Annotated in this window: 17 protein-coding genes; 3 read left to right on the plus strand and 14 right to left on the minus strand. The window is 50.0% G+C overall.

Annotated features, from left to right (window positions below; translation table 11 throughout):
- Positions 1–130: 130 nt before the first annotated feature.
- Entirely contained in the window at positions 131–3,811 is a 3,681-nt protein-coding gene (locus MJZ25_05700; GenBank protein MCQ2123665.1) for a DEAD/DEAH box helicase, read from the plus strand.
- A 131-nt stretch (positions 3,812–3,942) separates the two neighbouring features.
- Here the strand turns inward: MJZ25_05700 and MJZ25_05705 are convergent, their stop codons facing one another.
- The 7 genes from MJZ25_05705 to MJZ25_05735 all read right to left on the minus strand — a co-directional run bounded on the left by MJZ25_05705 (position 3,943) and on the right by MJZ25_05735 (position 14,901).
- Complete coding sequence (locus tag MJZ25_05705; GenBank protein ID MCQ2123666.1) at positions 3,943–7,728, minus strand: hypothetical protein; 3,786 nt, start codon at positions 7,726–7,728, stop codon at positions 3,943–3,945.
- Positions 7,729–7,905: 177 nt separating this feature from the next.
- Positions 7,906–8,808, minus strand: coding sequence for a riboflavin biosynthesis protein RibF (gene ribF / locus MJZ25_05710; protein ID MCQ2123667.1), 903 nt, complete (start codon positions 8,806–8,808; stop codon positions 7,906–7,908).
- Positions 8,801–9,736, minus strand: a complete 936-nt coding sequence (truB, locus tag MJZ25_05715) for a tRNA pseudouridine(55) synthase TruB (GenBank protein MCQ2123668.1) — start codon at positions 9,734–9,736, stop codon at positions 8,801–8,803. The genes ribF and truB overlap by 8 nt, the downstream gene beginning before the upstream one ends.
- A complete protein-coding gene (rbfA, locus tag MJZ25_05720) occupies positions 9,737–10,090 on the minus strand; it encodes a 30S ribosome-binding factor RbfA (protein MCQ2123669.1) in 354 nt (117 codons plus the stop codon).
- On the minus strand, positions 10,090–13,182 hold the full coding sequence (gene infB, locus MJZ25_05725; GenBank protein MCQ2123670.1) for a translation initiation factor IF-2: 3,093 nt from the start codon (positions 13,180–13,182) through the stop codon (positions 10,090–10,092). Before infB ends, rbfA begins: the two co-directional genes overlap by 1 nt.
- 81 nt (positions 13,183–13,263) lie before the next feature.
- Positions 13,264–14,439 (minus strand): transcription termination factor NusA, encoded by a 1,176-nt coding sequence (gene nusA / locus MJZ25_05730; protein MCQ2123671.1) that lies wholly within the window; start codon positions 14,437–14,439, stop codon positions 13,264–13,266.
- 15 nt (positions 14,440–14,454) lie between these two features.
- On the minus strand, positions 14,455–14,901 hold the full coding sequence (locus MJZ25_05735) for a ribosome maturation factor RimP (protein MCQ2123672.1): 447 nt from the start codon (positions 14,899–14,901) through the stop codon (positions 14,455–14,457).
- A 212-nt stretch (positions 14,902–15,113) separates the two neighbouring features.
- Here MJZ25_05735 and MJZ25_05740 point away from each other — a divergent pair, with 212 nt between their 5' ends.
- On the plus strand, positions 15,114–15,323 hold the full coding sequence (locus MJZ25_05740; GenBank protein ID MCQ2123673.1) for a hypothetical protein: 210 nt from the start codon (positions 15,114–15,116) through the stop codon (positions 15,321–15,323).
- Between the two features lie 113 nt (positions 15,324–15,436).
- Here the strand turns inward: MJZ25_05740 and MJZ25_05745 are convergent, their stop codons facing one another.
- The 5 genes from MJZ25_05745 to MJZ25_05765 all read right to left on the minus strand — a co-directional run bounded on the left by MJZ25_05745 (position 15,437) and on the right by MJZ25_05765 (position 20,252).
- A complete protein-coding gene (locus MJZ25_05745) occupies positions 15,437–16,168 on the minus strand; it encodes an NUDIX domain-containing protein (GenBank protein ID MCQ2123674.1) in 732 nt (243 codons plus the stop codon).
- Position 16,169: 1 nt separating this feature from the next.
- Entirely contained in the window at positions 16,170–17,291 is a 1,122-nt protein-coding gene (locus MJZ25_05750; protein MCQ2123675.1) for a hypothetical protein, read from the minus strand.
- A gap of 19 nt (positions 17,292–17,310) precedes the next feature.
- Positions 17,311–18,231 carry a M23 family metallopeptidase gene (locus tag MJZ25_05755; protein MCQ2123676.1) on the minus strand — a complete coding sequence of 307 codons (921 nt, stop codon included), beginning with the start codon at positions 18,229–18,231 and terminating at the stop codon, positions 17,311–17,313.
- 6 nt (positions 18,232–18,237) lie between these two features.
- Complete coding sequence (locus MJZ25_05760; protein ID MCQ2123677.1) at positions 18,238–18,888, minus strand: hypothetical protein; 651 nt, start codon at positions 18,886–18,888, stop codon at positions 18,238–18,240.
- A gap of 71 nt (positions 18,889–18,959) precedes the next feature.
- Positions 18,960–20,252 (minus strand): hypothetical protein, encoded by a 1,293-nt coding sequence (locus tag MJZ25_05765; GenBank protein MCQ2123678.1) that lies wholly within the window; start codon positions 20,250–20,252, stop codon positions 18,960–18,962.
- Between the two features lie 57 nt (positions 20,253–20,309).
- Here MJZ25_05765 and MJZ25_05770 point away from each other — a divergent pair, with 57 nt between their 5' ends.
- Positions 20,310–21,218: a tyrosine-type recombinase/integrase gene (locus tag MJZ25_05770; protein ID MCQ2123679.1), complete on the plus strand. Its 909-nt coding sequence runs from the start codon at positions 20,310–20,312 to the stop codon at positions 21,216–21,218.
- Positions 21,219–21,343: 125 nt separating this feature from the next.
- Here MJZ25_05770 and MJZ25_05775 read toward each other — a convergent pair whose 3' ends face one another.
- Both MJZ25_05775 and MJZ25_05780 read right to left on the minus strand, forming a co-directional pair.
- Entirely contained in the window at positions 21,344–22,471 is a 1,128-nt protein-coding gene (locus tag MJZ25_05775) for a hypothetical protein (GenBank protein ID MCQ2123680.1), read from the minus strand.
- Between the two features lie 8 nt (positions 22,472–22,479).
- On the minus strand, positions 22,480–23,682 hold the full coding sequence (locus tag MJZ25_05780; GenBank protein ID MCQ2123681.1) for a hypothetical protein: 1,203 nt from the start codon (positions 23,680–23,682) through the stop codon (positions 22,480–22,482).
- Positions 23,683–23,690: the final 8 nt, after the last annotated feature.

The raw sequence follows: 23,690 nt of genomic DNA on the forward strand, positions 1-23,690 counted from the left end.
CACATTTCACCACCGATTTTTGTCTTTTCAGGACGTACCTCGACCCTAGGTCCGGCTAATTTTATACTGCACAAAAAAGCACACCAATGTCATTTTTTTGCACCCGTTTATTTCTATATTGCCACCGACAATGGATTTTGGATATTCCGGAAATACTTGGTGGAGCAAGAAATGGCTGGAAACTCTGCTGCAAAATGCGCAGAGCGAAACCATCACTACGGCCCTTCGATACTTCAGTCGAGGCCAGCTCTCCTCCCTGGAAATCGCCGACAACCGAATCGTCTCCCATGTCAGAGGGCCAAACGGCGGATCTCACGACAACTATATCGTCTTCCCAAAAATTCCCAAGGAAAAGACCGACGTTCTAGTCAGCCTCCTGAAACAGCAACCCACCGAACTAAGGGCATTATCCAACGACACCTTAAACCAGTCCCTGGAATTGCTGTTGTCCAAATGCGGAATTACGCTGTTCGATTCCGCCGATGCTGTAAAAATGGGCTGCGGCTGTAAGGATTCTCAGCCTTGCAAGTACGTCATCACCACATTCCTGGGTATCGCCAAGGAAATGGTGGACAACCCCTTCGTCCTATTCAAGATCCACGGAATGGATATTGAATTCTTGAAGGATCTGAAAATTGAACAGACGGAAGTCATGGAAGCGCCTTACGAAAGCGCCCTGGTTCAAGGCGTAAGGGGCGTGCCCACGGAAAAGGACGACCTCATCGCGGACCAGGAAAATTCCAACGGTCGCGTTCCCGAAATCAATTTTGACGAATGGCACGACTACTCCAGAATTCTCCCGGCCATGTTGCAGAACTTCCCGGACTTCTGCCCCGCAGGCAATTTCCGCAAAAGTTTCGCCGACGAAATGGAGTTCTGCCGCAAGTACTATTCCGAATTCGAGACCTTCTACGATTTCGCGGAACAGTTCCGCCTATATAATAATAAGACATTCATGATGGAGGGAGAATCCCTTCAGGTGGTCCACTCCGACGGCTGGAAATGGCATTTCATCCAGGCCAAGGACGGCCAGGTCATCAGTTCCGACCTTTCCGTGGAAACTGCCATGGGCGCCCTCTGCGCCCTGAGCCGCGGAAACTTCTTTATGCACCACGTGACGGTGCGTTTCCTGCACCGCGCCCTGATGGCCGCATTCCATCTGGTAAAAACAGGCGCCATCTATCCCCAGGTCTTCTGGATTGGAAAGGACGTGGCACAGATGCGGTGGCTTCCGGCAGAAATGCTGCCCGACGTTTTGGCTGTGGTTGCAGAATTCGAGAAGTTCGCCCCCGCAAGCATCGCCCTGCTGGACCGCGACGAAGACCGACAGCTCCTGCTCTCCCCTGCAGAGCACATCCTTTCCCTTTTCATCGGACAACTGCTGCGATTCGCCCGAAAGTTCAAGCCCCAGACTCAAAAGAGCAAGCACGAAAACCTGCTGGTGTTTTTCTTCAACTGCATTTCCGGAAAGCTGGCCAACAACGCCCACGCCATTCCCGGAAAAATCCAGCAGTGGTTTTCCGTCTATAGCTCCCTGGATTTCCGCGCCCAGATTCTCTTCTCCTGCTCCGAGATTGGGAACGAAATTGCATTGGACGTTTTCGTTCTCGACGATACGGGAACAGGAAGTGTCCGCACGCCTCTCGCAGCACTTTTCGAAAGCAACGATTCCCGTTTACTATCCATCCTCAGCATTTTGAACGGAATTGCAGAAGCCTTCAAGCCCATGGAGAAATACTTGGAGCGGAAGGCCAGCAGTTCCATCATCATGCATGGTGCAGAACTTCTGGACTTCTTGCAGAACTCCCTCAAGAAGCTGGAGGTTCTTGGCATTCAGGCGGAACTGCCCAAGTCCTTGATGAACGTGGGTCGCCCGAAAACCCAGATGCGTGTGCAGGGCACCATGAGCTACGGCGCATTCAAGGCCCAAGACCTCCTGGATTTCGATTGGGAAGTGGCGATTGGCGACGAAGAAATTTCTGCCGAAGAATTCTTGAAACTTGCGAAAAATGCCGAGGGACTTTTGAAATACAAGTCCCAGTACATCCACATTACCGACGAGGATTTGAAGAACCTCCAGGAACGGGTGGAGAAGAAACAGTCCGGCGAACCGGACAAGGAAATCACCCAGGCGAAACTGGTGCAGGCATGCCTTACCGGCCAATGCGAAAGCGTGGGCGTCACCCTCACCGACCAGATGAAAAGCCAGATTGAAGCTTGGCGCGGCGAATCGGAAATCGAATTACCCACAGGTCTCAACGCCACACTGCGCCCCTACCAGCTGCGCGGCTATTCCTGGATGTACAAGAATCTGGATATGGGATTCGGTTGCATTCTCGCCGACGACATGGGCTTGGGAAAAACCTTGCAGGTCATCACCTACCTTCTGAAAATCAAGCAGGAAGGTAAACTGGACGATAACAAGGCCCTGGTAGTATTGCCCGCAGGTCTTTTGTGCAACTGGCAAATGGAAATCAGGAAGTTTGCTCCGGAGCTCACCTTTATGCCTTACCATGGCGGTTCCAGAGATTTGCAGAAGTTCAATGCCGACGTTCTTCTCACTACCTACGCAACCTTCCGCAAGGATGTGGACAAGCTTAAGGAACGCCAGTGGCAAGTCGTCATTATTGACGAAGCCCAGAACATCAAGAACGCAGACAGCGATCAAAGCAAACTGCTGCGATCCATGCAGGCTCCCATGAAGATCGCCATGAGCGGTACTCCCGTGGAAAACCGTCTGCTTGAATTCTGGACCATCATGGATTTCTGCAACCGCGGCATTCTCCCCAGTGCATCTGAATTCCACGAACGTTTTGAAATCCCTATTCAAAAGAATGGAAGTCAGCCTGTAGCGGAACAGTTCCGCAAGATTACGGCACCCTTTATGTTGCGCCGCCTCAAGACCGACAAGTCCATCATTAGCGACCTGCCAGACAAGATTATTCAGGATGAGTACGCGGAACTTACCAAGTCCCAGGCAATCCTGTACAAGACTACTTTGGACAAGTTCCTTGCCGACCTGGAACTTGAAGAGATGATGCGGGAACAGGCCGCAGCCACATCCGGCGTAAGCGACGGCGGCGCAAGTGGAGCCGGCAATTCCTCCTTCAAGCGCAAGGGCATCATCTTGCAGATGATTCTTGCCCTCAAGCAAATTTGCAACCACCCCGCAACCTATATAAAAGGCACGAGGCGCGAGGTTGCAGGTTCGAGGAACGAGGCGCAAGACTCCAGCGAAAATTCAGCAACTGAACCCGAAGCAACTCCGGTCCTGGAATCCGGCAAGTTGCAAATGCTTATTGACTTGCTAAGAACTATTCAGGAGCAGGGTGAAAAAACCATCATCTTTACGCAGTTCACCGAAATGGGCAATTTGCTGAAAAGTTCCATCAAGGAGGAACTGGGCATTGCGGCCAACTTCTATCACGGTGGCTGCACCCAGAGCCAGCGAAACTCCATGGTACAGGACTTCCAGGAAAATCCCGAGTCCAAGGTACTGATTCTTTCCTTGAAAGCAGCGGGCACCGGCCTCAACCTTACCGCAGCAAGCCAGGTCATCCATTACGATCTCTGGTGGAACCCCGCCATCGAAGCCCAGGCCACCGACCGCGCCTTCCGTATTGGCCAGAAGAAGAACGTTCAGGTTCACCGTTTCATCACCAAGGGAACCTTCGAAGAAAAGATTAACGCGTTGCTGGAATCCAAGAGGGCCATTGCGGAACTGACGGTGAACGCCGGTGAAACCTGGATCGCTGATCTTGACGACTCCGCCCTCAGCGAAGTCTTCGGCCTGGACAACAGCGTGGTTTAAATAAAGCTGTCCAAATAAAACATTTGGCTTTACACGAAAAAAAGGATGCCCTTCGGCATCCTTATCTTTTTAAGTCGTTGGCGACAAGCGGAACAAGCCGCGACACTCTAAATTTCAGGACGTTAATGCGATTACTGCACATTAATGCGCTGGGCGGCTGTTTGGCTGCCGACGCGAACGCGGAGCATATAGACACCGCGCTTGGGGACCGTCATTTCGAAGGCGTTGGTGCCGGCAGCCGTTGTGGCCTGCATAGCGGCCTCAACCTTGCCGGAAATACCGACGAGATCCACCTTCATATCCTTTCCGGCAAGAACAGCCCCCGCGTCAAAGCGGACATCAAGATTGCTTCCGGAGCGGGCAACATGGAGCTTGCCCAGGGGGTTCTTCATCAGTTCCAAGGCTTCCGCAGTCACAGTAACCTTTGCTGTTACAGACCCCTTCTGCAAGGCTACCTTCAAAGAAGAACCATCCTTCATCTCAACAGTGCGGTCATCAATGGTCACGTAGACATGCTTGCCGAAACGATTAACCCGAGCCACACCATCCAACTGCAAATAAGCTTCTCTTGCCGTGGTTGCACCAAGTTTGATGGTCCATTCCATTTCTTCAGTTTCCGGCTTGAAGCTCTTAGCAAGAGCACGCGTCCCTTCCATAATGGCAAGACTTACATGGTCACCCATTGCTGTAGGCGGTTCCGATTTTTCAACAACATAGGAATTGGAGCCCATCACGTTCAAAGAATCATATCTACCGTACTTATCCGTAAGAATCGCCTGCAGGGACCATCCGTCAATATCGTTGGACTTGGCCATGGCCTTCTTCACGGAAACACTCGGAGACTTGGCAACAAAGTTCAATGACTTGAAAGAACTTGCTCTAACCCAGGCAGCCTCGAAAGGACCAAGTTTCTTTGCATAATCGTAACCATTGCCATCGTAAACGTAGATGTCTTCAGGACCCAAGCCATCAATGCTTGAAACGTCGATGGTCCAGGCATAGGGATTTGCAACCAGATTCCAGCCGCTATAGACGCTATCTACATCCCACTTAACCTCAAGACCGCTAGGAATCGGAGCCAATTCCTCAACAGACAAACTGTCCGCAGTATAAATCCATGCTCCATGAGAAGCAGAAAGTTCATTGCCGACCTCGTAAGCCTTATACTGCCAGTATTCACCCAAGGAGGTAGATTCATCCCACCAGTAAACAGGGATTTCTGTCTTCAGGCTAACACCAGCCTTTTCCAAACCCTTGACGGAAACCATACGCCATTCAGCGGAACGAGCAGACGCGTCCACGGCAATCACATTGGAAGAACAGGAACCAGTCGGTGGAACAGTCACGCTGCTGGAAGAACTGCTTGTCTGTGTCGTGACACTGGAGGAGCTTCCATCCTGAATAGATTCGCTGGAAGAGCTACTGGGCGGGATTACAGTTTCGCTGCTGGAGGAGCTGGAACTTGGTGAAGAAATAATGCTTTCGCCACTGGAGGAACTAGAACTTGGCGGAGGAAGAATTGTCTCACTGCTAGAACTGCTGGACGATCCCGGAACAACCGGAGTTTCTACCGGGAGTAAAGCAATCAGGTACGGAAGGTCGTCGTTCTTGCCTTTTTCAAAACCCCAAACTGGATTAGCCAAGGATTCTAATCCCCAAGCATAATTCAACTCCTTCTTCAACCCATCAACGCCATCTTTCATCTGCTTGTCAACGAAAGTACCATTGTTAAATTCCGCATCAATGTTATAAGAAGGGCCATTACGGAAGTTGTACTGAATATCCCAACAAGATTCCCAAGAATTCTTATCACATTCATTATTGTACGTGTTCCATTTCTTTGACGTACCCGGATCAAAAAGGCCAATGGCATCCATTGTCACAACCATATCATTGCCGTAATGATAGTTTGACTTCATGACATAAAGAACATCATTCGTTCTAAAACGAGCGTATCCCAACAGGTAACCCACATAAATCTGCTTCATGCCCAAAATATCTTTGGACACATTTAAATTACCCACATGGTAGGAATTCTTAAGAGCAAACTCTGCATTATGACCACTTACATTGGTTGTTGTCAAGTGACCAATGATACCGCCAACCACCATGGAATCTTTTTCTCCAGCAATTTCATGGCTAATATCAAAATTTCCCTTCACTTCAATATTATTGACGGTACCAACCGTTTTACAGGATGCACAAAGTCCACCAACAACGTAGCGGTTATTGTCGCCAGAAGAACTACCTGCGAGAGTGATCAAAGACGAAGGAGAATTAACCTTGATGTTTTCAAAAGTGATAAAGTTTCCTTTTTCACCCGTATAATAATTACCAATACCGCCAGCAACATCAATACTCTTCGCATTGCCATTAACAGCTATGCTTCCAAGATATTCGGAATTCACAACACGAACACTCTTCGAAGAAAAAGAATCATGCATGCCAGCTCTTCCAACAAAACCACCGACAAAAATGGAATCGATGACAGACGATCCGTTCAATGCCACAGTGATATCAACATGGGACGTATCACCATAAACAGCACTGTCACTAACAGCAAAGCCACCAAAGCCCACAAGACCACCAACGGAAATTACACCTGCAGTAACAGAGCTACCAGCGTCTTCCACCACTTCAATAGAACCTGCAGTCTTGGTATTTATGAGGGAGAACATGTCATCTTCGCCGGAACCAAGATTGATTGATTCCATACCACCCACAAGACCACCTAGATAATGCTTCTTTTCAGAAACAACATTGGACTTAAGGTTTGCATCACTAACGCAGTTCCGGATCTTAAGAGGAACGTTGGACAGGAAGTTTCCTCCGATAAGACCACCCATGTAATAGTTCTTACTGGAAGACGGTTTAGAAATATCTCCAGCAAAAGAGGAATTTTCAATCAGAAGACCTGCAACATTGTTTTCACTCTTCTTGATCAAACCAAAAATACCGCCCATGTTGGCGCCACCGCTAATAGATGAACGGCTAGATTCAGAACCAATTTTCACGTTTTCTATTTTACGGGAAGTCGCTTCGGCATGGTCAAACAGGAGATTTCCGGCAAGACCGCCAAGAATCGCACTATCATTGTTGGTTGCAGACAAGGATACATCTATGTCTATCTTGGAAAAACCAACATTGACAGCTAAGCCAACAACACCACCCAAAAATGTATAGGCGCCATTGCCCAGGGAAACTCCAGCGACAGCCGTTCCCGAAGTAATACTGGATTCATTGCTGACAAATATTTTACTAGAACTATTTACGTTCTCAATGGTCGAATTCAAGGCATAGCCAAAAACACCACCGGCCATGACACCAACAACCTTGACACCTTCAAGAGAAAGGTTCTTTACATGAGCATCTTCTGCCATACCGGCCAAGGTTCCTGTGGGGCGGAAATTGCTGGCGGAAACCGTCGACTTACCCGTTACAGAGATAAGGACATTATTGAACTTGATATCGGAAATTGTAACGCCATTAATGGAACCGAAGAAACCCATAGGGGAATTCATCTGACCAGAGGCGGCATCATGGCTAAAGCACATGTTTTTGATGACATTGCCGTTGCCATTAAATTCAGTGACGTTCTTAGGAAGAACAATCGGTGTATGCTTTGTTGAACAGACTTCTCCCGATTCAAATTCGTTCAAATCCAGTTCAGTAACAAGGCTGAGCTTGACAGGTGTGGCGGGAGTCCAACTTTTAAGCAGATTGTTGAGTGTTGTGGCTACATTGCCGTTGGTAACTTCAAGAGAATTTACACATTCCGTGCACTTGGTTTCGGACTGGCCAATAGAACCATAGCCTTCATTGTCCACTTTTAGATTCAGATATGACGAATTTTGGGCCACGGCAGCCGTGGTCATTCCCAAAATCAACGTTCCTATAAAGCTGTTTCTAAAATTCATATGCACACACTCAACACATTATAAAGATACTTTATTTACACAGAGAGACAAGTACAAACATCGTAATCTATCTTCCAATGTGATATAGCGCCGTTCCGTGATTTTTCGCAATAGGTGTTGTAACAAAAAAGACAACTTTTCAGTTGTCTTAAAGTGCGTTGATGCTCAACAAATTAGCTATTCAGCCCAGTGATTTCCATTGTAGTTTCGGGCCGTGTTGGCATCCATTCCGATCTGGCGGACCAAATCGTCGATGCTGGAAAACTTCTGCTCCGGACGGAGGTAGGCCATAAGGTCCAAAACAAGTTGCTGTCCATAAATATCTTCATTGAAATCCAGCAGGTAGGCTTCAATGGCCATGAAGTGGGTTCCCGGCGTAGAAGGCTGGGTTCCGATATTCAATACGGAACGGAAAATGCGACCATCGGCAAGACGTGCATTGGCCACGTACACACCACCCTTAGGCAGGAACTTGAATTCCTCCACTTTGAGATTTGCCGTTGGGAAGCCCAAGGTGCGGCCCATTTGCTTACCAACCACCACTTCTCCAGTCAAACGGTACGGGCGACCCAAATAAGTCTGGGCGCGTTCCACATCACCCATTTCAAGGGCTGTTCGCACGGCGGAGGAACTGACACGTTCGCCCTTGTGAAGCACGATAGAAAGCATCTGGGTGGAAAGTTCCGGGAAAGCTGCCGTAATGGTTTCGTAGTTGCCCTTGCCGCCGGCACCAAAGTTATGGTCGTGGCCAAAGAACATGGAACACACATTCAACTTTTCAATGAGTTCCTTTCGGATAAATTCGTCGAAAGGAAGGCACATCAGTTCACGGGTAAAGGGCAGCACCACAAAATCAAGACCCAGGCTTTCAATAAAGTCCCGCTTTTCCGCCGTTGTAGTCAAGAGCAGCGGATCGCCGGGGCCGCGAAGAACGTAGTTGGAATGGGGTTCAAAACTGATGACCGTAGGGCGCAATCCATTAGCTTCTGCAACAGCCTTCAGGGAACGGAAAAGAGCCTGATGGCCCAAGTGGCAACCATCAAAGTTTCCCATGGTAACAGCACGTTTCAAACTATTCATCTGCAGCCAAATAAATCTTGGGTCTGATGCGGCCCGGTTCGTAGTGGCAGTAGCTCAGGACTTCGCCTTTGAGGTTCGCCACAAAAACATTGCCCTCGGCATCCACACCTTCAATCGGTGTTTTCCAAGGCAGGTAATTTCCCTGGCGGATAACAGCCACCTGGGTATCATCCAGGCGCACCACCGGGAAATCAAGGATCTGGTCCACAGGAATAAGGTGTTCGCGAGTCAAGTCTTCACCGCGGACAGCCTTGTCCAAGGTGACGTTGCCGATGCGATGGCGGCGGATTCCGGAAACGCAACCAACGGTACCGAGAGCGCGAGCAATATCACGACCCAGGGCACGGATGTAAGTTCCCTTGGAGCATTCGCAAATCAGGTCAAAAGTGGCGATGCACTTGCCGGAACAACCTTCAGTTGCTTCGTTTGCCACTGCATCCAGAACCTTCAAGGAACTGATGTTGATCTTGCGGGGCTTCAGTTCAATGTTACGGCCACGTTCCATCAGATCGCTGGCGCGGACGCCGTTGATCTTGACGGCGCAATACTTGGGAGGAATCTGTTCGATGTCACCGGTAAACTGGGGCAACACAGCCTCCAGAGCCTCGCGGGTAATCTGAACGGCGGACGCGCTGGCACTATCAGCGGCGCGGGAATCCTGTTCCAGGACTTCGCCGTCCCATTCCAGCGTGTCGGTTTCATAACCCAAGTGCAACCTAAAGCTATAGCACTTGTCCTTCGCTTCCACAAAAGGCAGCAAACGGGTGACGCGGCCAGTGGCGGCAATAATCAAGCCAGATGCACGCAAATCCAGCGTGCCGGCGTGACCTACCCTCTTCGTAGAAAAGACCCTTTTCAGAGGGAAAAGGGCCTTAAAAGAAGTTTCACCAGCAATCTTGTCTAACAGGACAAAGCCAGAATTGGACAATTACAAATCCCCTTTCTGTTTCAGTTCTGCAAGAATGCTTTCGATATGCATGGCGTGTTCCAGATTTTCGTCCAAAACAAAATTCAATTCCGGAATCTTACGGATCTTCAGGGCCTTGCCCAGAACCGTACGGATGTAGCCGGCAGAATTCTTGAGGCCGATGAGGGAATCGCGCTTTTCCTTGTCGGAACCCATCACAGAAACCATGATCTTGGCATAGCTAAGGTCATCGGTGATTTCCACGCGGGTGATGCTCGCAAGGGAGCTGACGCGAGGGTCCTTAAGACCCTTCTGCATCATCTTGGAGATTTCCTCACGGAACTGTTCGTCCAAACGATCGGTTCTACGACTCATTAAGCGTTTTCCCCTTCGGACTGTTTCTTAGCCTTTTCTTCAGCTTCTTCACGGGCAACGTCCTTCAAGGTACGAGCAACAGAGACTTCCTTGAAGAAGATCAAGCTATCGCCTTCACGAATATCGTCGTAACCCTTAAGACCGATACCGCATTCGAAGCCACGAGCCACAGACTTGACGTCGTCCTTCATGCGCTTCAAAGACTGAACCACGGTAGTGCCCAGTTCTACGCCATTGCGGTATACGCGGACATGGCTTTCGCGGTCCACGGAACCATCGGTAACCATACAGCCGGCGATAAGACCAACCTTGGGAACCTTGAAGACCTGACGGATTTCTGCTTCGCCGCTGAGTTCTTCGCGGAGAGTCGGCTTCAGGAGGCCTTCCACAGCATTGGTGATATCTTCGATGCAGTCGTAAATCACGCGGTAGTTGCGGATTTCGATGCCTTCCTTCTGAGCCATTTCACGTACGGAGAGAGACGGCATCAAGTGGAAGGAGATAATGATCGCCTTAGCAGTGGTTGCCAAGAGAATATCGGATTCGGTAATGGTACCCACACCCTTGCGGATGATGCTGACCTTGACTTCCTTGTTGGAAAGCTTTTCGAGAGAAGCGGCCAAAGCTTCTGCAGAACCACCCACGTCGGCCTTGACGATAAGGTTGAGTTCGGAGAGCTTGCCTTCCTTCTGTTCGTTGTACATGTTTTCCAAGGAGATGGTGCTACGAGCACGGAGGTCGCGTTCACGAGCTGCCATACGACGCTTGGAAGCAATTTCACGTGCGGCCTTTTCGTCGTCAACAACGATAAGGTCGTCACCAGCCTGAGGAGTACCGTCAAAACCAAGAACCTGGCAAGGAGCGGAAGGCGGAACTTCCTTCAGCTGTTCACCACGTTCGTTAAACATTGCACGAACACGGCCTGCGTAAATACCGCAGACGAACGGATCACCCACATGGAGAGTACCGTTCTGCACGAGGATGGTAGCCATGGAACCCTTACCGATATCCAGCTTGGATTCAACGACAGCACCTCGAGCGTGAGCATTCGGGTTAGCCTTAAGTTCCAGCACTTCAGCTTCGAGAGCCAAAGTTTCCAGCAAGTCTTCCATACCCTGACCAGTACGGGCAGAGACTTCGATACAGCTGGTAGTACCACCCCACTGTTCCACTTCAACGCCGCGTTCGGCGAGCTGAGCACGGATCTTGTCCGGGTTAGCAGTCGGGAGGTCAATCTTTGTAATAGCGACAACCATCGGAACCTTTTCGCGCTTGGCAAGTTCGATGGATTCAACAGTCTGGGGCATGACCATGGAGTCAGCAGCCACAACCAGCACGATAACGTCGGTCACCTGAGAACCACGGGCACGCATAGCACTGAAAGCTTCATGACCCGGAGTATCCAGGAAGGTAACCTTACCCTGGCTGGTGGTAACTTCGTATGCACCAATATGCTGAGTAATGCCGCCGGATTCGCCAGCCACAACGTGGGTCTTACGAATCCAGTCGAGGAGAGAAGTCTTACCGTGGTCAACGTGACCCATCACGGTAACCACCGGATGACGAGGCTGGAGGTTTTCTTCCTGTTCCTCTTCAACACCGAGTGCTTCTTCTTCGTATTCTTCCATCAACTGAGCTTCATAGCCAAATTCATCAGCCAAGAGCTGGATGGATTCAAAGTCGAGACGAGCATTGATGGTCACCATCATGCCCATTTCCATGCACTTCGCGATAACGCGTGCAGGCATCTGTTCCATAAGGCCAGCGAGTTCGCCGACGGTAATGAAGTCGGAAGTCTTGAGGATCTTCTTTTCATCACCGGTATCACCTTCGTTCTTTTCCTTACGGTAAACCTTCTTGACAGGCTTCTTGGAGAGGTCAGCCATCACGCGGGAAACGTTCTGACGAACGGCTTCCTGCTGCTGTTCTCTCTGCTGTTCCATGCGGTCCTTGCCATTGCTACGACGGTTCTTGTCGTTCTGGCCATGACGACCATTCTGCAGGCCACCCTTGCCGCCCTTACCGCCCTGGCCTGCGCCAAAGCCGCCCTGGGCAGCGTTGTTGCTAGCATTGAAGGCGTCCTGCATGGAGGAACCGGTAAAGCCACCGGTGCGGCCGGTAAAGTTGCGACCGCCATTATTATTGTTACGATCGTTGTTGCGATCACCACCCGGACCACCCTGGCCCGGACGACGATTGCCACCATTGCGGTTATCCTGACCGTTATTCAAGCGGCCGAAGGTACCAGTATAGCCCTGCTGGTTGCCACCGTTACCACGGGGACCACCCTGACCAGGACGACGATTGCCACCGCGGTTTGCAGCGGCAGCCTGCTGGGACTTCTGGATACGGGCAAGGATTGCAGCATCAGGCTGGAACACCTGGGCCTTCATAGGCGGCTGCTTCAATTCAACATTGGAAACATTGGCTGCGGTTTCAGCCTTGGGAGCAGCGGCAGGTGCAGCCGGCTTAGCTTCGGCAGGCTTCGGGGCAGGTTCGGCCTTAGGTGCGGGCTTCGGTTCGGCCTTCGGGGCAGCGGGAGCTGCGGCAGGTGCAGCAGGCTTGACTTCAGCGGGCTTGGCAGGTTCGGCCTTAGGTGCTGCAGGAGCAGCGGCCTTAGTTTCAACAGGCTTTTCGGCAACAGGTGCAGCGGGCTTTTCTGCGGCAACCGGCTTGACTTCAGCCGGCTTAACTTCAGCCTTCGGAGCTGCGGGAGCTGCGGCCTTCGGGGCAGCGGGAGCTGCGGCGGCAGGCTTAACAGTAGCCTTCACCTTGGCGGCCGGATTTGCACCCTTGATCAAGGTAGCCTTGAGAGTGCGACCACCGATGGTCACACCAGACTTTGCCTTACTAGTTGTTGCGCTAGGAGCATCGGATGTAGTGTTCTTCTTCAAGTTTTTGTTACGAGCTTCAGCTTTCTGCTTTTCAGCTTCAGCAGCGGCTTCGATCTTCTCATAGTCCTTGGCGTCCACCTTGGACATATGGGTACGGACAGTGACGCCCGCGTCACGAAGCAACTTCATCACAACGTCCACCTTAACGCCGTGAGATTCTGCCCAGTCTGTTGGTTTTATTTGATTTTCACTTACCATGAATTGCCTATTCCAATGTTCCTTTTATTCTCAAACCTTTCAAGACCCACACCCCTTGTGTGGGCCTAGTATAGCCTCTGGTTAGCGGCTGGCGCGACGACCGTTTGCGTGAGCGAGGTCAGCTGCAGACGGAGTGGTAATCTTTGCCTTGGTTTCGTCGTCCTTTTCAGACCATTCCTTTTCACCAAAGACATCGAGATTACGCTGGACCAGTTCTGCAGCCAGCTTAACGTTCTGACCATTCTTACCGATGGCGAGAGCGAGGTTTTCATCGCTGATGATCACAACAGTGCGGCGGGTTTCGGGCACGTGGATCAGCTTGATAACGTTAGCCGGAGCGAGAGCACGCTGGATGAACACATCCAGATCCGGGTTCCACTGCACGATATCGATACGTTCGTTGCCCAGTTCACGGACGATAGTCTGAACACGAGCACCCTTCATACCGACGCATGCGCCAACCGGGTCGATCTTTTCGTCGCGGGAGTAAACTGCAATCTTGGCGCGGAAGCCCGGTTCACGAGCGACGCCCTTGATTTCAACAGTGTTTTCGTAGATTTCCGGAACTTCCTGACGGAAGAGTTCCTTGAGGAAATCGCCGTTGGAGCGGGACAGGATAACCTGAGCGCCGTTCTTGGAAGATTCTTCGACGCGAGCAATCACAGCCTTAATGGAGTTGCCCTGAGCCCAACGTTCGCGTTTAATCTGTTCGCGATACGGAATCATGGCTTCGGTCTGCTTGCCGAGGCGTACGATGATGTTACTTTGTTCCAAACGAATCACTTCGCCGCTGACCATAGAACCGATACGGCTGCGGTAGGTGTCCATGATCTTCTGACGTTCTGCGTCGCGGATCTGCTGGTTCAAAAGCTGCTTTGCAGTCTGAATTGCCTGACGGCCAAATGCTGCAATAGGAATTTCCATTTCGAGGAAGTCACCCGGCTGAGCGTCTTCGTTGAAGTCGCGAGCTTCTTCAACCAGCATGTAGCCCTTGTCCAGTTCTTCGACTTCGTCGGCGGTCATGTTCGGGTCGTAGTCCGGATAGTCATCCACAACGGCCACGCGGAGGAACACGTGTACTTCGTTAGCTTCTTCATCGAAGTCCACTTCAATCTTCTTCTCGATGTGCAGGTACTTGCGAGCAGCGGTGATCAAGGCTTCCTTAAGGGCGTTCAGCACCAGGGAGTCTTCCATATCCTTAGCTTCGACAACCTTCTTAAGCACGTCAAGCAAGTTTTCTTTCGGTTCGTTTTTCATAACATGACCTTCCTATTAGATTTGTACATCCACTTTTGCCACAAGCACTTCGTCACGAGGAATGACTTCTTCCTCTTTCTTGCCCTTAAGTGCCAGGGTTAAATTCTTTTCATCCACTTCGATCAGCTTGCCGACCACCGGCTTACCAGCAGGGCGGGTCACACGGATAAAGCGGCCCTTGTTTCTGATGAAGTCTGCGTCCGACTTCAAGGGGCGGTCCAAGCCCGGGGAAGAGACTTCCAGGGTATAGGCGCCTTCGATAATTTCGGGATCAAGGTCCAGAGCATCAGACAGGAAATGACTTACGTTAGTGCAGTCATCGATGGAAACACCTTCCGGCTTATCAATATAAAGGCGGAGCGTCTTGCGCTTGCCTGCACGGAACATGTCCTGTTCCACCAGAGAAACTCCGGCGGCTTCGCATGCCTGAGCGATCAGCGAATCCAACTTTTGGTTTGCCAAATAAACCTCTTATAAAAAAATTGCCGTCCGCTAACGGTCGACGCTTTACCTGAAAACTCGTTCATGATAAGGCTTCGGCCACGGACAGTCTTAAAACCGGAAACAAATAGAGAAAAAAAAGGGGACTCAGGCAACCACGCTTCAAGGAATAATACCCTTTATTGGCTCATTTTTACCCTTTTTGAACGGGAAATAACTATTTTATGGCCACTATGGCATACGTATTAATTATTCTCGCAACTCTTATCGGTCTCGCAGGCTGCGCCTATTACTGTCGCATCAATGTTCTCGCCATTAACGAAAAGAACAAGAACGAGCCCAAGAAATACAAGCGAGTATGGAACCACGTGCTGAACGCCCTGTGGTACGGCTACCTGACCATTTTCTTTGTAGGCCTTACAGTGAATAATCTTTTCTTTTAGGCGCGAGGCACGAGGTTCCAGGTACGAGGCACGAGGTGCGAAACTTGATTTGGCGCCTTCGGCGCATTAAAAAAAAAGCTCGGCAACGCCGAGCCATTATTTTATCTCATACATCATACTTGCTCAAGGCTTCTGCCTTGAGCGCGCAGCCAGCGTTCGTACATGAACAACGCCACCAGATTCTTGCCGTCCACAAATTTGCGGGCAGCTTCTTCGTAAGGAAGCACCTCGGTGCGAATCCACTCGATTTCTTCGGTGTACTTCTGATCCTTGCCGTCCATGGCTTCCAGCTCTTCACGGGTCACGTCACGTTCGATTGCATACAAACGAATTCGTTCGTCCAGGAGGCCGCAGCTACCGGCAAAGCCAACAGAAGCACCCTGGTACCAGAATTCTGTCAAATCGATGAGTTCAGAATCTTCCGCCACAATCTGGGCTTCCTCTTCTAATTCGGACAGAGCCACCTTGCGGTAGTCACCCGTCCAATCCAGAATGCCAGCGGGAATTTCCAGGGAAGCCTGTTCAGAAATTGCAAAGCGGGGCTGGCGGACCAAAAGCAAATAGGGTTTGCCTTCGCAGCGAAGCACTACAAGAACACCCACCGCATTGCCGCGGACAACAACGATGCCGTGAACCGGGCGTCCATCCGGCAGGAATGCCGTAGCTTCCAGCTTGATGAACAGAGGCTGACGACCCTTCAGCAAGAAATCTGCAGAAGCGAAGTGAACCTTCTTCACCGTAAACTTTTCCTGGGACTTTTCCAGCCATTCCTTATAGATTCGGGAATTCAGTAGAATAGACTTGTCGGCTTCAGCAATTTCTGCAGCGAAGGAATATTCGATCATCTTACTCGTCCTTTACAATCAAGGTATCCGGAGCAACGTCTGCTTTTTTCCAGGACTCAATCAGACCGTCCACAACCTGCACCGAGTCGTTATCCAAAACCATCTTACGGTTGGACAGATTGTAGAACATCCACTCTTCGGCACTAGCGGGGCCACAAGCCGATTCATCCTCATCAGGAATCATCAACTCGCGAATAAAGCGGGAGTTCTGCCCCACCCCCAATACGGTTGCAGCGAAGGAATTATATGACGCACACTTGGAAATTCTTTCAGCCAAGTAGGTGCTGTAATGCCATATGGTATCAGGGCGTTCCTGCAATTTTCCCAAGGCGGAAGAATCATTTTCCCACTTGTTGTTAATGCAGTAAATCAAATTCGTGTCTGCGCAGGAATATCGCACCGGCACCAAATTCGTATCACTAATGTTCCAACTGCTCGGGTAAATGGTATCTGCCACAACATCATCGCATATATCGATTCGATGGGTGCAGCTGGACCGCATCGTGCGCCAATAGAATACACGGGGGGTCAAGGAATCCAGCACACGTAAAATCGTTGGAACCGAATCTTTTCCCTTCAATTCCTTTGTTCGCAGCGGAAAGTTATGGGCGTCCGAAAAAATGGAATCCACGTAAATCGAGAAAGTATCTTTAACAAGACGGCCGTAGCGAACAAGAATCGAATCCATGAGGGAATCGGCGTCGTTCTTTACGTTAATTTGTTTCACACCATCCAGCATACCTTCAAGAGACAATCTAAAGGTCGTATCGGGCCTGTTGTACGGAGCAGCGCACTCGTCCTCGGTAACGTGGATATCAATTATCGGAGAAATCCAAAGGACGTTTCCCTGAGTCTCGTAATCAAGGTTGATAGCCTTCAAAGCGCAGTTCGAGAAAGTCCAAATTTTCTTCAAGTCAAGAATCAAGGAATCCGAAGCCAAGTGGAACGTATTACCTGAATCCAGCGCGGCACCAAGAAAATAGCCGTTACCATCGAATTCCAGATCACCACGAGAAGGCTTTATGGGACCGTCAGAGCTATACTCGCATCCCGCCAAAAAGGACATAGCAAGGACAAGGATTGCGCCAATCACTGCCAAACTTTTTTTGAATTTCGGGAACATGGTAACAAACTACAAATTGTTAGAAGCCTAGAGACTTTTCATATTCCCGCACGGCATCCTGGGACACGGGATGAGCCGCTGCATAGAAATCGTTCCATCGAACAAAAAGACCATTCTGTCGGACTGCCAAGTAAAAAGCGGAGCTGTCCTGGGGAGACAAGCGGCCGATGGTAGAACCAGCCTTGATGGAATCTCCCACCATCAAGTTATCCTTCAAGAAACCCATTCCGGAAGTCTTGCTAGTAACATTGAAACCATGATCAATTTCAACAAAATATCCTAGGGAATCCTTACCCATGGAAAGAATAATGCCCGGAAGAATAGGCTGGATGGGAGCTTCTCCAATACCGCAGAAAACGTCCATGGCAATCAAGGATTCCTGGCCTTCAAAGTCAAAACCATCAGAAATGGAAAGGGCGGACCATTCCATCGGAAGTTGCGGACAAATTCCCGGGAAACGACAACCAGTCTTTCGAGAAACCCACACGTAGCTGGAGTCCTTCTGCATCATATGCAAGTACGCGTAGGATGTAGAATCTTCATGAAGAACAAAACGGGCATTGGAGAAATCTTCCACAGGAGCAACCCAGTGGAGTTTCGAATTTTCCGACTGGCGCAAGGACGCCACATAACGCAGGAAAGAATTAGGCAGACTTTGGGCTGAGGTCGAATCATTCAGGATCCAGGAGCACTGGGCCAAGCCATTTTCCAGGGCAAAGGACGTTCCGCCATAATTTTTGCAACGGCTTTCCCAATTGTCTACCACAACCACTTCTTCGTTGCCGGGCAAAGGCAATGCATCAGCAATCTTTTGTGCAAGACCAGTCCAATAAGCCAAAAAGGCAGCTGCAGCAACCAGCAGCAGTCGGATTAACGGAAACTTATGTTGATTCTTGATTTTTTTCCGTCTGCCCTTGTATTCTTGGAATTCAACGGACATCGGGAACTAGAAATAGAGGAATGCCAAAGTTCCGCCGATGGCGGCAATGAGCAAAAGGATTACAAAGATAACCGTACGTGCAGAAGAAGGCTCTTCGTCGAAAGGCATATCCAAGCCCTTCTTCTGGTTTTTCTTGTCGTCCTTGACGATTGCATTGAAGCTCTTGGTAAAGCGACGATGTGCACCCGTATGACGGTCAGCAGAAGCGCTCTTGATTTCAGAATTGATATTCTGGGAGGCCACAGCAGTCGGTGTTTCAGGTTCAGAAACTTCAGGAATTTCTTCGGACTGGGCAGGAGCCTGAGCGTGCAGGGAGAAGGACATCAAGTCGGCTTCAAAAGAGAACACCTTGATAGTCTTGTCCAGGCCGGCCTTCTTGAGACCATCCACAATAATCTTATTGTTGGTAAGGACAGCGAACATACCGCCACGACTGGACATTTCCTGCTGGAACATGATGAAGGCGTTATAGGCGTCGCTATAGACGAAATCCAGACCCGTCAGATCCACTGCAATGAACTTTTCGTCCTGCTTTTCAGCAAGAAGGTCGCGAACATCTTTTTTGAACTGTTCAGCATCAAAAGCCCCAATCGGATTGAGGGGTGCAGACAGCAAATCAAAATTTCCAACTTCGCGATAATTCTTTAACTGAGGCATATCAAAAATATAGCCTATTTATTTGCAAATAGTGAAGACCGTCACGTAAAAACGACCATTTTTGACCACTTCTACTCCAAAACCTCATCATCAGTTTCCACAACGACGCCCTTGGAGGGAGCCACTTCCTGGATTACCTGGGGTTCTTCCACAACTTCCTGGGGATTTTCCGGCACGTCGGCAGGAACATCCGATTCAAACTTTTCCGGAAACACTTCGTTATTTTCCGGTTCGTTTTCCTCAGAGGACTCTGCAGTTTCTTCGGTCAGGAGGGAGGACTTGCGCACAGTTTGTGCAGCCTCTGGCGTACCGGGACGCGGCTTCTTGGAGAACAAGTACGGACTCAAGCTGACACTTACGCGATGCACAGGGGAAAGCACCGGATGGGCTTCAAAGGCGTAGTCCACCTTGAGGAACTTGGCGATTACAAGACCCGCACCTGCAGTTACACTCTTGAATGTGGTAAAGCTACTCAAACCGGCTCGCAAGGAAAGGCCGAAATCAAAGGTAAATTCAAAACCGCCGTGACCACCGGCAAGCCAGTCCAGGGGACTCTCCCATATGCGGCCACCACGGTCATCGTCGTCGAAGCCCATGGCACGAGATTCCTGGTGGAAAAGACCAGCGCTCTGCCAGTACATTCCCAGCTTTCCGTAAAGGTACGGAATCGGAAGGCCATAGCTTGCCGCCAAGTAGACTTCGGGAGAGGCGTACTCGAATTCGCCGGAGGACCAGACTGCAGCAGAAGAAGTCCAGCCCTTCAAAAAACCGGACACGTAAAGTTCATCTACCACATGATAGCGAAGGCCCACATCGGAACGGAAGCCGAAACCGGACTGGTCCATATCGCGGTAGACACCATGGAAGGATACACCCAGATCTAGACGATCAAGAATTTTCTTACCGAAGGAGACGGAGAACATCCAGTCTGCAATAGAAAGCGTATTGTAGATAGATCCAGACGGAAGCGGTTCACCATCCTTGATATACGGGATGTCGTCGGCACCGAATCGGGCAAAAGCAACGCCAATGCCCTGGCCCTTGCCAAGAGGAACCACCGCAGAAGCATAATCGTACTTGGTATTTTCGTAATACTCCGTATGGGACAAGGATGCCCAGCCATAATTCACGTTGGCCAGCTGATACGGATTGAAGGACAAACCAAGGTAGTCGCCATCTACAGCCATCGCAGCAGAACCTATAGCCGCAGAGCGTGCGCCAGGTTCCACATCAAAAGATGCATTTGCACCAGACACTCGGTCGGCAGCAAAGGAGACATTCGCAAAAACGAACGCAGCAGCGCATGCAACGATGCGACGGCACGTCAGCTTTTCAAAAAAAGATTTTTTTCCTGCGAATGTCATAACTTGACTTTCAAGATAGATTATTTTTGGTTACGAATCTTTCATAGAATATACAAAATGATTCTTTCTGAACAAATCCGGCAGTTTTTAACCCATATCGAAGTTCAGCGACGCTTTTCGCCGCGGACTGTGGACACCTATGGGAAGTCCCTAGAAAAATTCGCCGCGCATTTGAGAGAGAACCACCAGAATCAGGAACCTTCCTTAGACGCCTTTACCGAAGCTAGCGTAAAAACATTCGTCTGGAACCTGAAAATAAAACAAGGCCTGGCACCTGCAAGTATTTGCGAACATCTAGCGGCGTTAAAAAGCTTCGGCAAGTACCTGGTCCGTTCCATGGTCCTTCAAACAAACCCTGCAGGGAACGTTCCCATGCCCAAGCGCCCCAAGCGCTTGGTGTCCTTCATGAGCCAGAAGGACCTTGCCGAGGAGAAGTTTCCCGAACCAGAGAACCCCACGCTGCCTCAGGTCCGCGCCCGCCTCCTGCTGGAACTGATCTACGGTTCCGGCCTACGAATTTCCGAATGCCAGAGGCTCTGCTGGAACCAGATTCAAGAAAAGGAACACTTGGTACGCGTATTCGGTAAGGGCAGCAAGGAGCGAATCGTTCCCATTACCGAAGCATTGCTTCAACGTATAATTGCCTTCAAGCAAATGGAGGCCGAAGCAGGACACCTGCCCACCCCCACCGGTTACGTATTCCTAAGCGACGACGGCAAACCATTCAGCATACGAACTTTGCGAAACGACATCCACAACCTGCTCCGCGCCATCGGTTGGGAGGGCAAGGCCAGCCCACACGTTCTTCGCCACAGCTTCGCCACCCATCTGCTGGAAAATGGCGCTGAAATCATGAGCGTCAAGGAAATGCTTGGTCACGAAAGCATTTCCACAACGCAAGTCTACACTCACGTCAGCGCGGAACGACTCCGCGAAGCATTTAAGAAGACTCATCCCCGCGCTTAGAGCCCGGCCGAAGACTCCCCCATAGCACAACCCTATGTTTAGAACAAAAAAACGGGCGTGAAATAGCCCGTTTTATTTTTGTTTAGGACTTCGGTTCTGGACTGAAGGGAGTCCCGCAATATGCTTTAAAGGAAACTTCCCTTCACGCCCACAGCAATTGTCCATTGCTGTCCCAGGTCACTCCAGTCCGGAGCATTCCATTCACGCATAGGCTTTTCATCGTATTCGTTTTCAGGATTGGCAGCGTTGGCTTTATCATGAATAGGAATAGACAGAGCAAGGAAAATCGGGAAGTCCGCATTGGAGAATTCAATTCCATAGGCAAAGGCCGCAGACCAGGCCTTGTGATCCGGATCCGGACGCGGGTCATACTTGCCTGCAGTTTCAGAGGAAATCCAGGCAACGCCAAGAGGAACAGAGAAACTCATACCGAAAGACTGGACAATTCCTGCACGACCGCGGTAACCATAGGCAATAGAACCACCGACTGAAGGAGGTGTGTATGCGCCCAAGTCATTTTCACCATACGGTTTGAAATGATAATTGAAGCGGTCGCCCTTGTGCTTCAAATCTTTCCAATAGGTATCATTAAATTCGTTCTCACCGGAGAACAAGTGCATGGCAAAGGGATGGGTGTAAGTCAAGCCGTAGAGCCAAATGCCCTTATCTGTATCGCGACTGTAATCCCAGCCTAAAGTCAGGCTATAGAGACCGGAGCCCTTCTGGAAACTGCTGGGCAAAATAAGTTCCGCAGCATCGGTACCACGCTTGATATCGTACTGACCCGTCGGAAGAGACAAACTTGCAGAAAGCGAAGCTGCGCCGCCGCTGCCAATGGTCTTGCTGAAATCAAAGGACAAATCCCCAAGGCCACCCGTAGAACGGTCTGCCGGAATCTGGTTAGTACGATACTGAACTTCGCCTCGATGGCTCATCCAAGGAATACTGACACCCAGTTTGGTGGACCAGGTCGGTTTGATGGACAAATGAGGGGTCAATGTCAAGCCGGAGAAATTCTGGCCCACGGAATACTTGGTAAATGCCTCGACTTCAAGATAACCGCCAGAGACACCCTGGCCGATCCACTTAATGCCATCACTGGCTCCACCGCCAGAACCACCAGCACCACAACCACCAATGGATTCCCAAGGTGTAGCAACTTCAACCGGAGCCTTAAAGCCAGCGACAAAAGCAGTCGCACAAACTGCAACCAGGGCGCCAACAGACCAAACTTTCTTTGAAAGCATTTTCATTCTAAGCCTCACGGAAGTTTAAGCAAGAAAGCCTTGCTATCGCCAGTTGCCAAAAAACGTCCATCAGAAGAACGACCACCAATCATAGGAACGGGAGCCACTTCCCTTGTATCACCAATCCATTCCACGGCAAGATCAGCAGGCGCATCTGCCATCAAGGAAACTTCACGCATTGCAGTTCGGCCACCAGAGCCGTCGTGCATGGAAACTTCAGACAAGTCGTCCTGTTGACCGGTCATCATTTCTCCACTGGGGAACTCTGCCCAAAGAACAAAAGTACGACCTTCATAGGCAAACCAATGAGGCTGTGCAGGCATGGACATCATTCCACTTTGCTTTTCCATCAAAACCGGAGAAGAATTTTCCGAAACCTGCTGTACATAAGAGTTCCAACCGGTTTTTGTTTTTTCAACAACGTTGTAGACAACAAAGTTTCCATCGGGAGAAAGCAAAGGACTTTCAATATAGCCACTGCCGATATCCGCAGGCATTTTCATTTTCTTCGGATTAGCCAAAGCCTTTTTCAAGTCTTTTTCGGATTTCACACCAGAGAAATCCACAAACTTAATACCCTCTTTTTCGTCCACATAAGTCAAGCGAACATTATTGGTACCAAAGAAACCTTCAATGGTAGAGGCATCGGCTGTCGTATCAATTTTTGCGGAAGGATCCACCCACAAGTGCGGCGTAGCCTGTTCGCTAATGCTATCGCTATAGAACGTGAACCTTTTCTTATCACTCATTCGAATAGCGACAATACCGTAGTCCAAATCCCTACCACACTTTTCATTAACCATGTATGCCCTAAGGGTAACAACAAAGGCACCATGGGTACTCCATTCCGGGTCCTGGAACTGGCAATCGCCAAGAGCGGAATCCGCCTTCACATACCAAAGAACTGTATTGGACGTGTCGGTCACCGTCAATCGGTCATGCTGAATCACCTTTGTCGTATTATAGGCGGAATCGTCGGTATTGACAGTCAGCTTACCACCAAAATTCAACCACAACATAGATGCCGGATAATTCACCGTATCCTGAGTGACAGAGGGGTTACAAACCTGCAAAAAACCATTCAACTTGTAGAGGTCTCCGATTTCGGATTTTGCGGACCCGGATTCACTGCTGTCAGCTATAAACTGTTCCGGCTCATACACACAAGCGGAAAAAAACAGCATGGACACAATTGTTGTCAATAAAATCTTCTTCATCAAGGGAA

The sequence above is a fragment of the Fibrobacter sp. genome (assembly GCA_024399065.1).
Lineage (GTDB): Bacteria > Fibrobacterota > Fibrobacteria > Fibrobacterales > Fibrobacteraceae > Fibrobacter.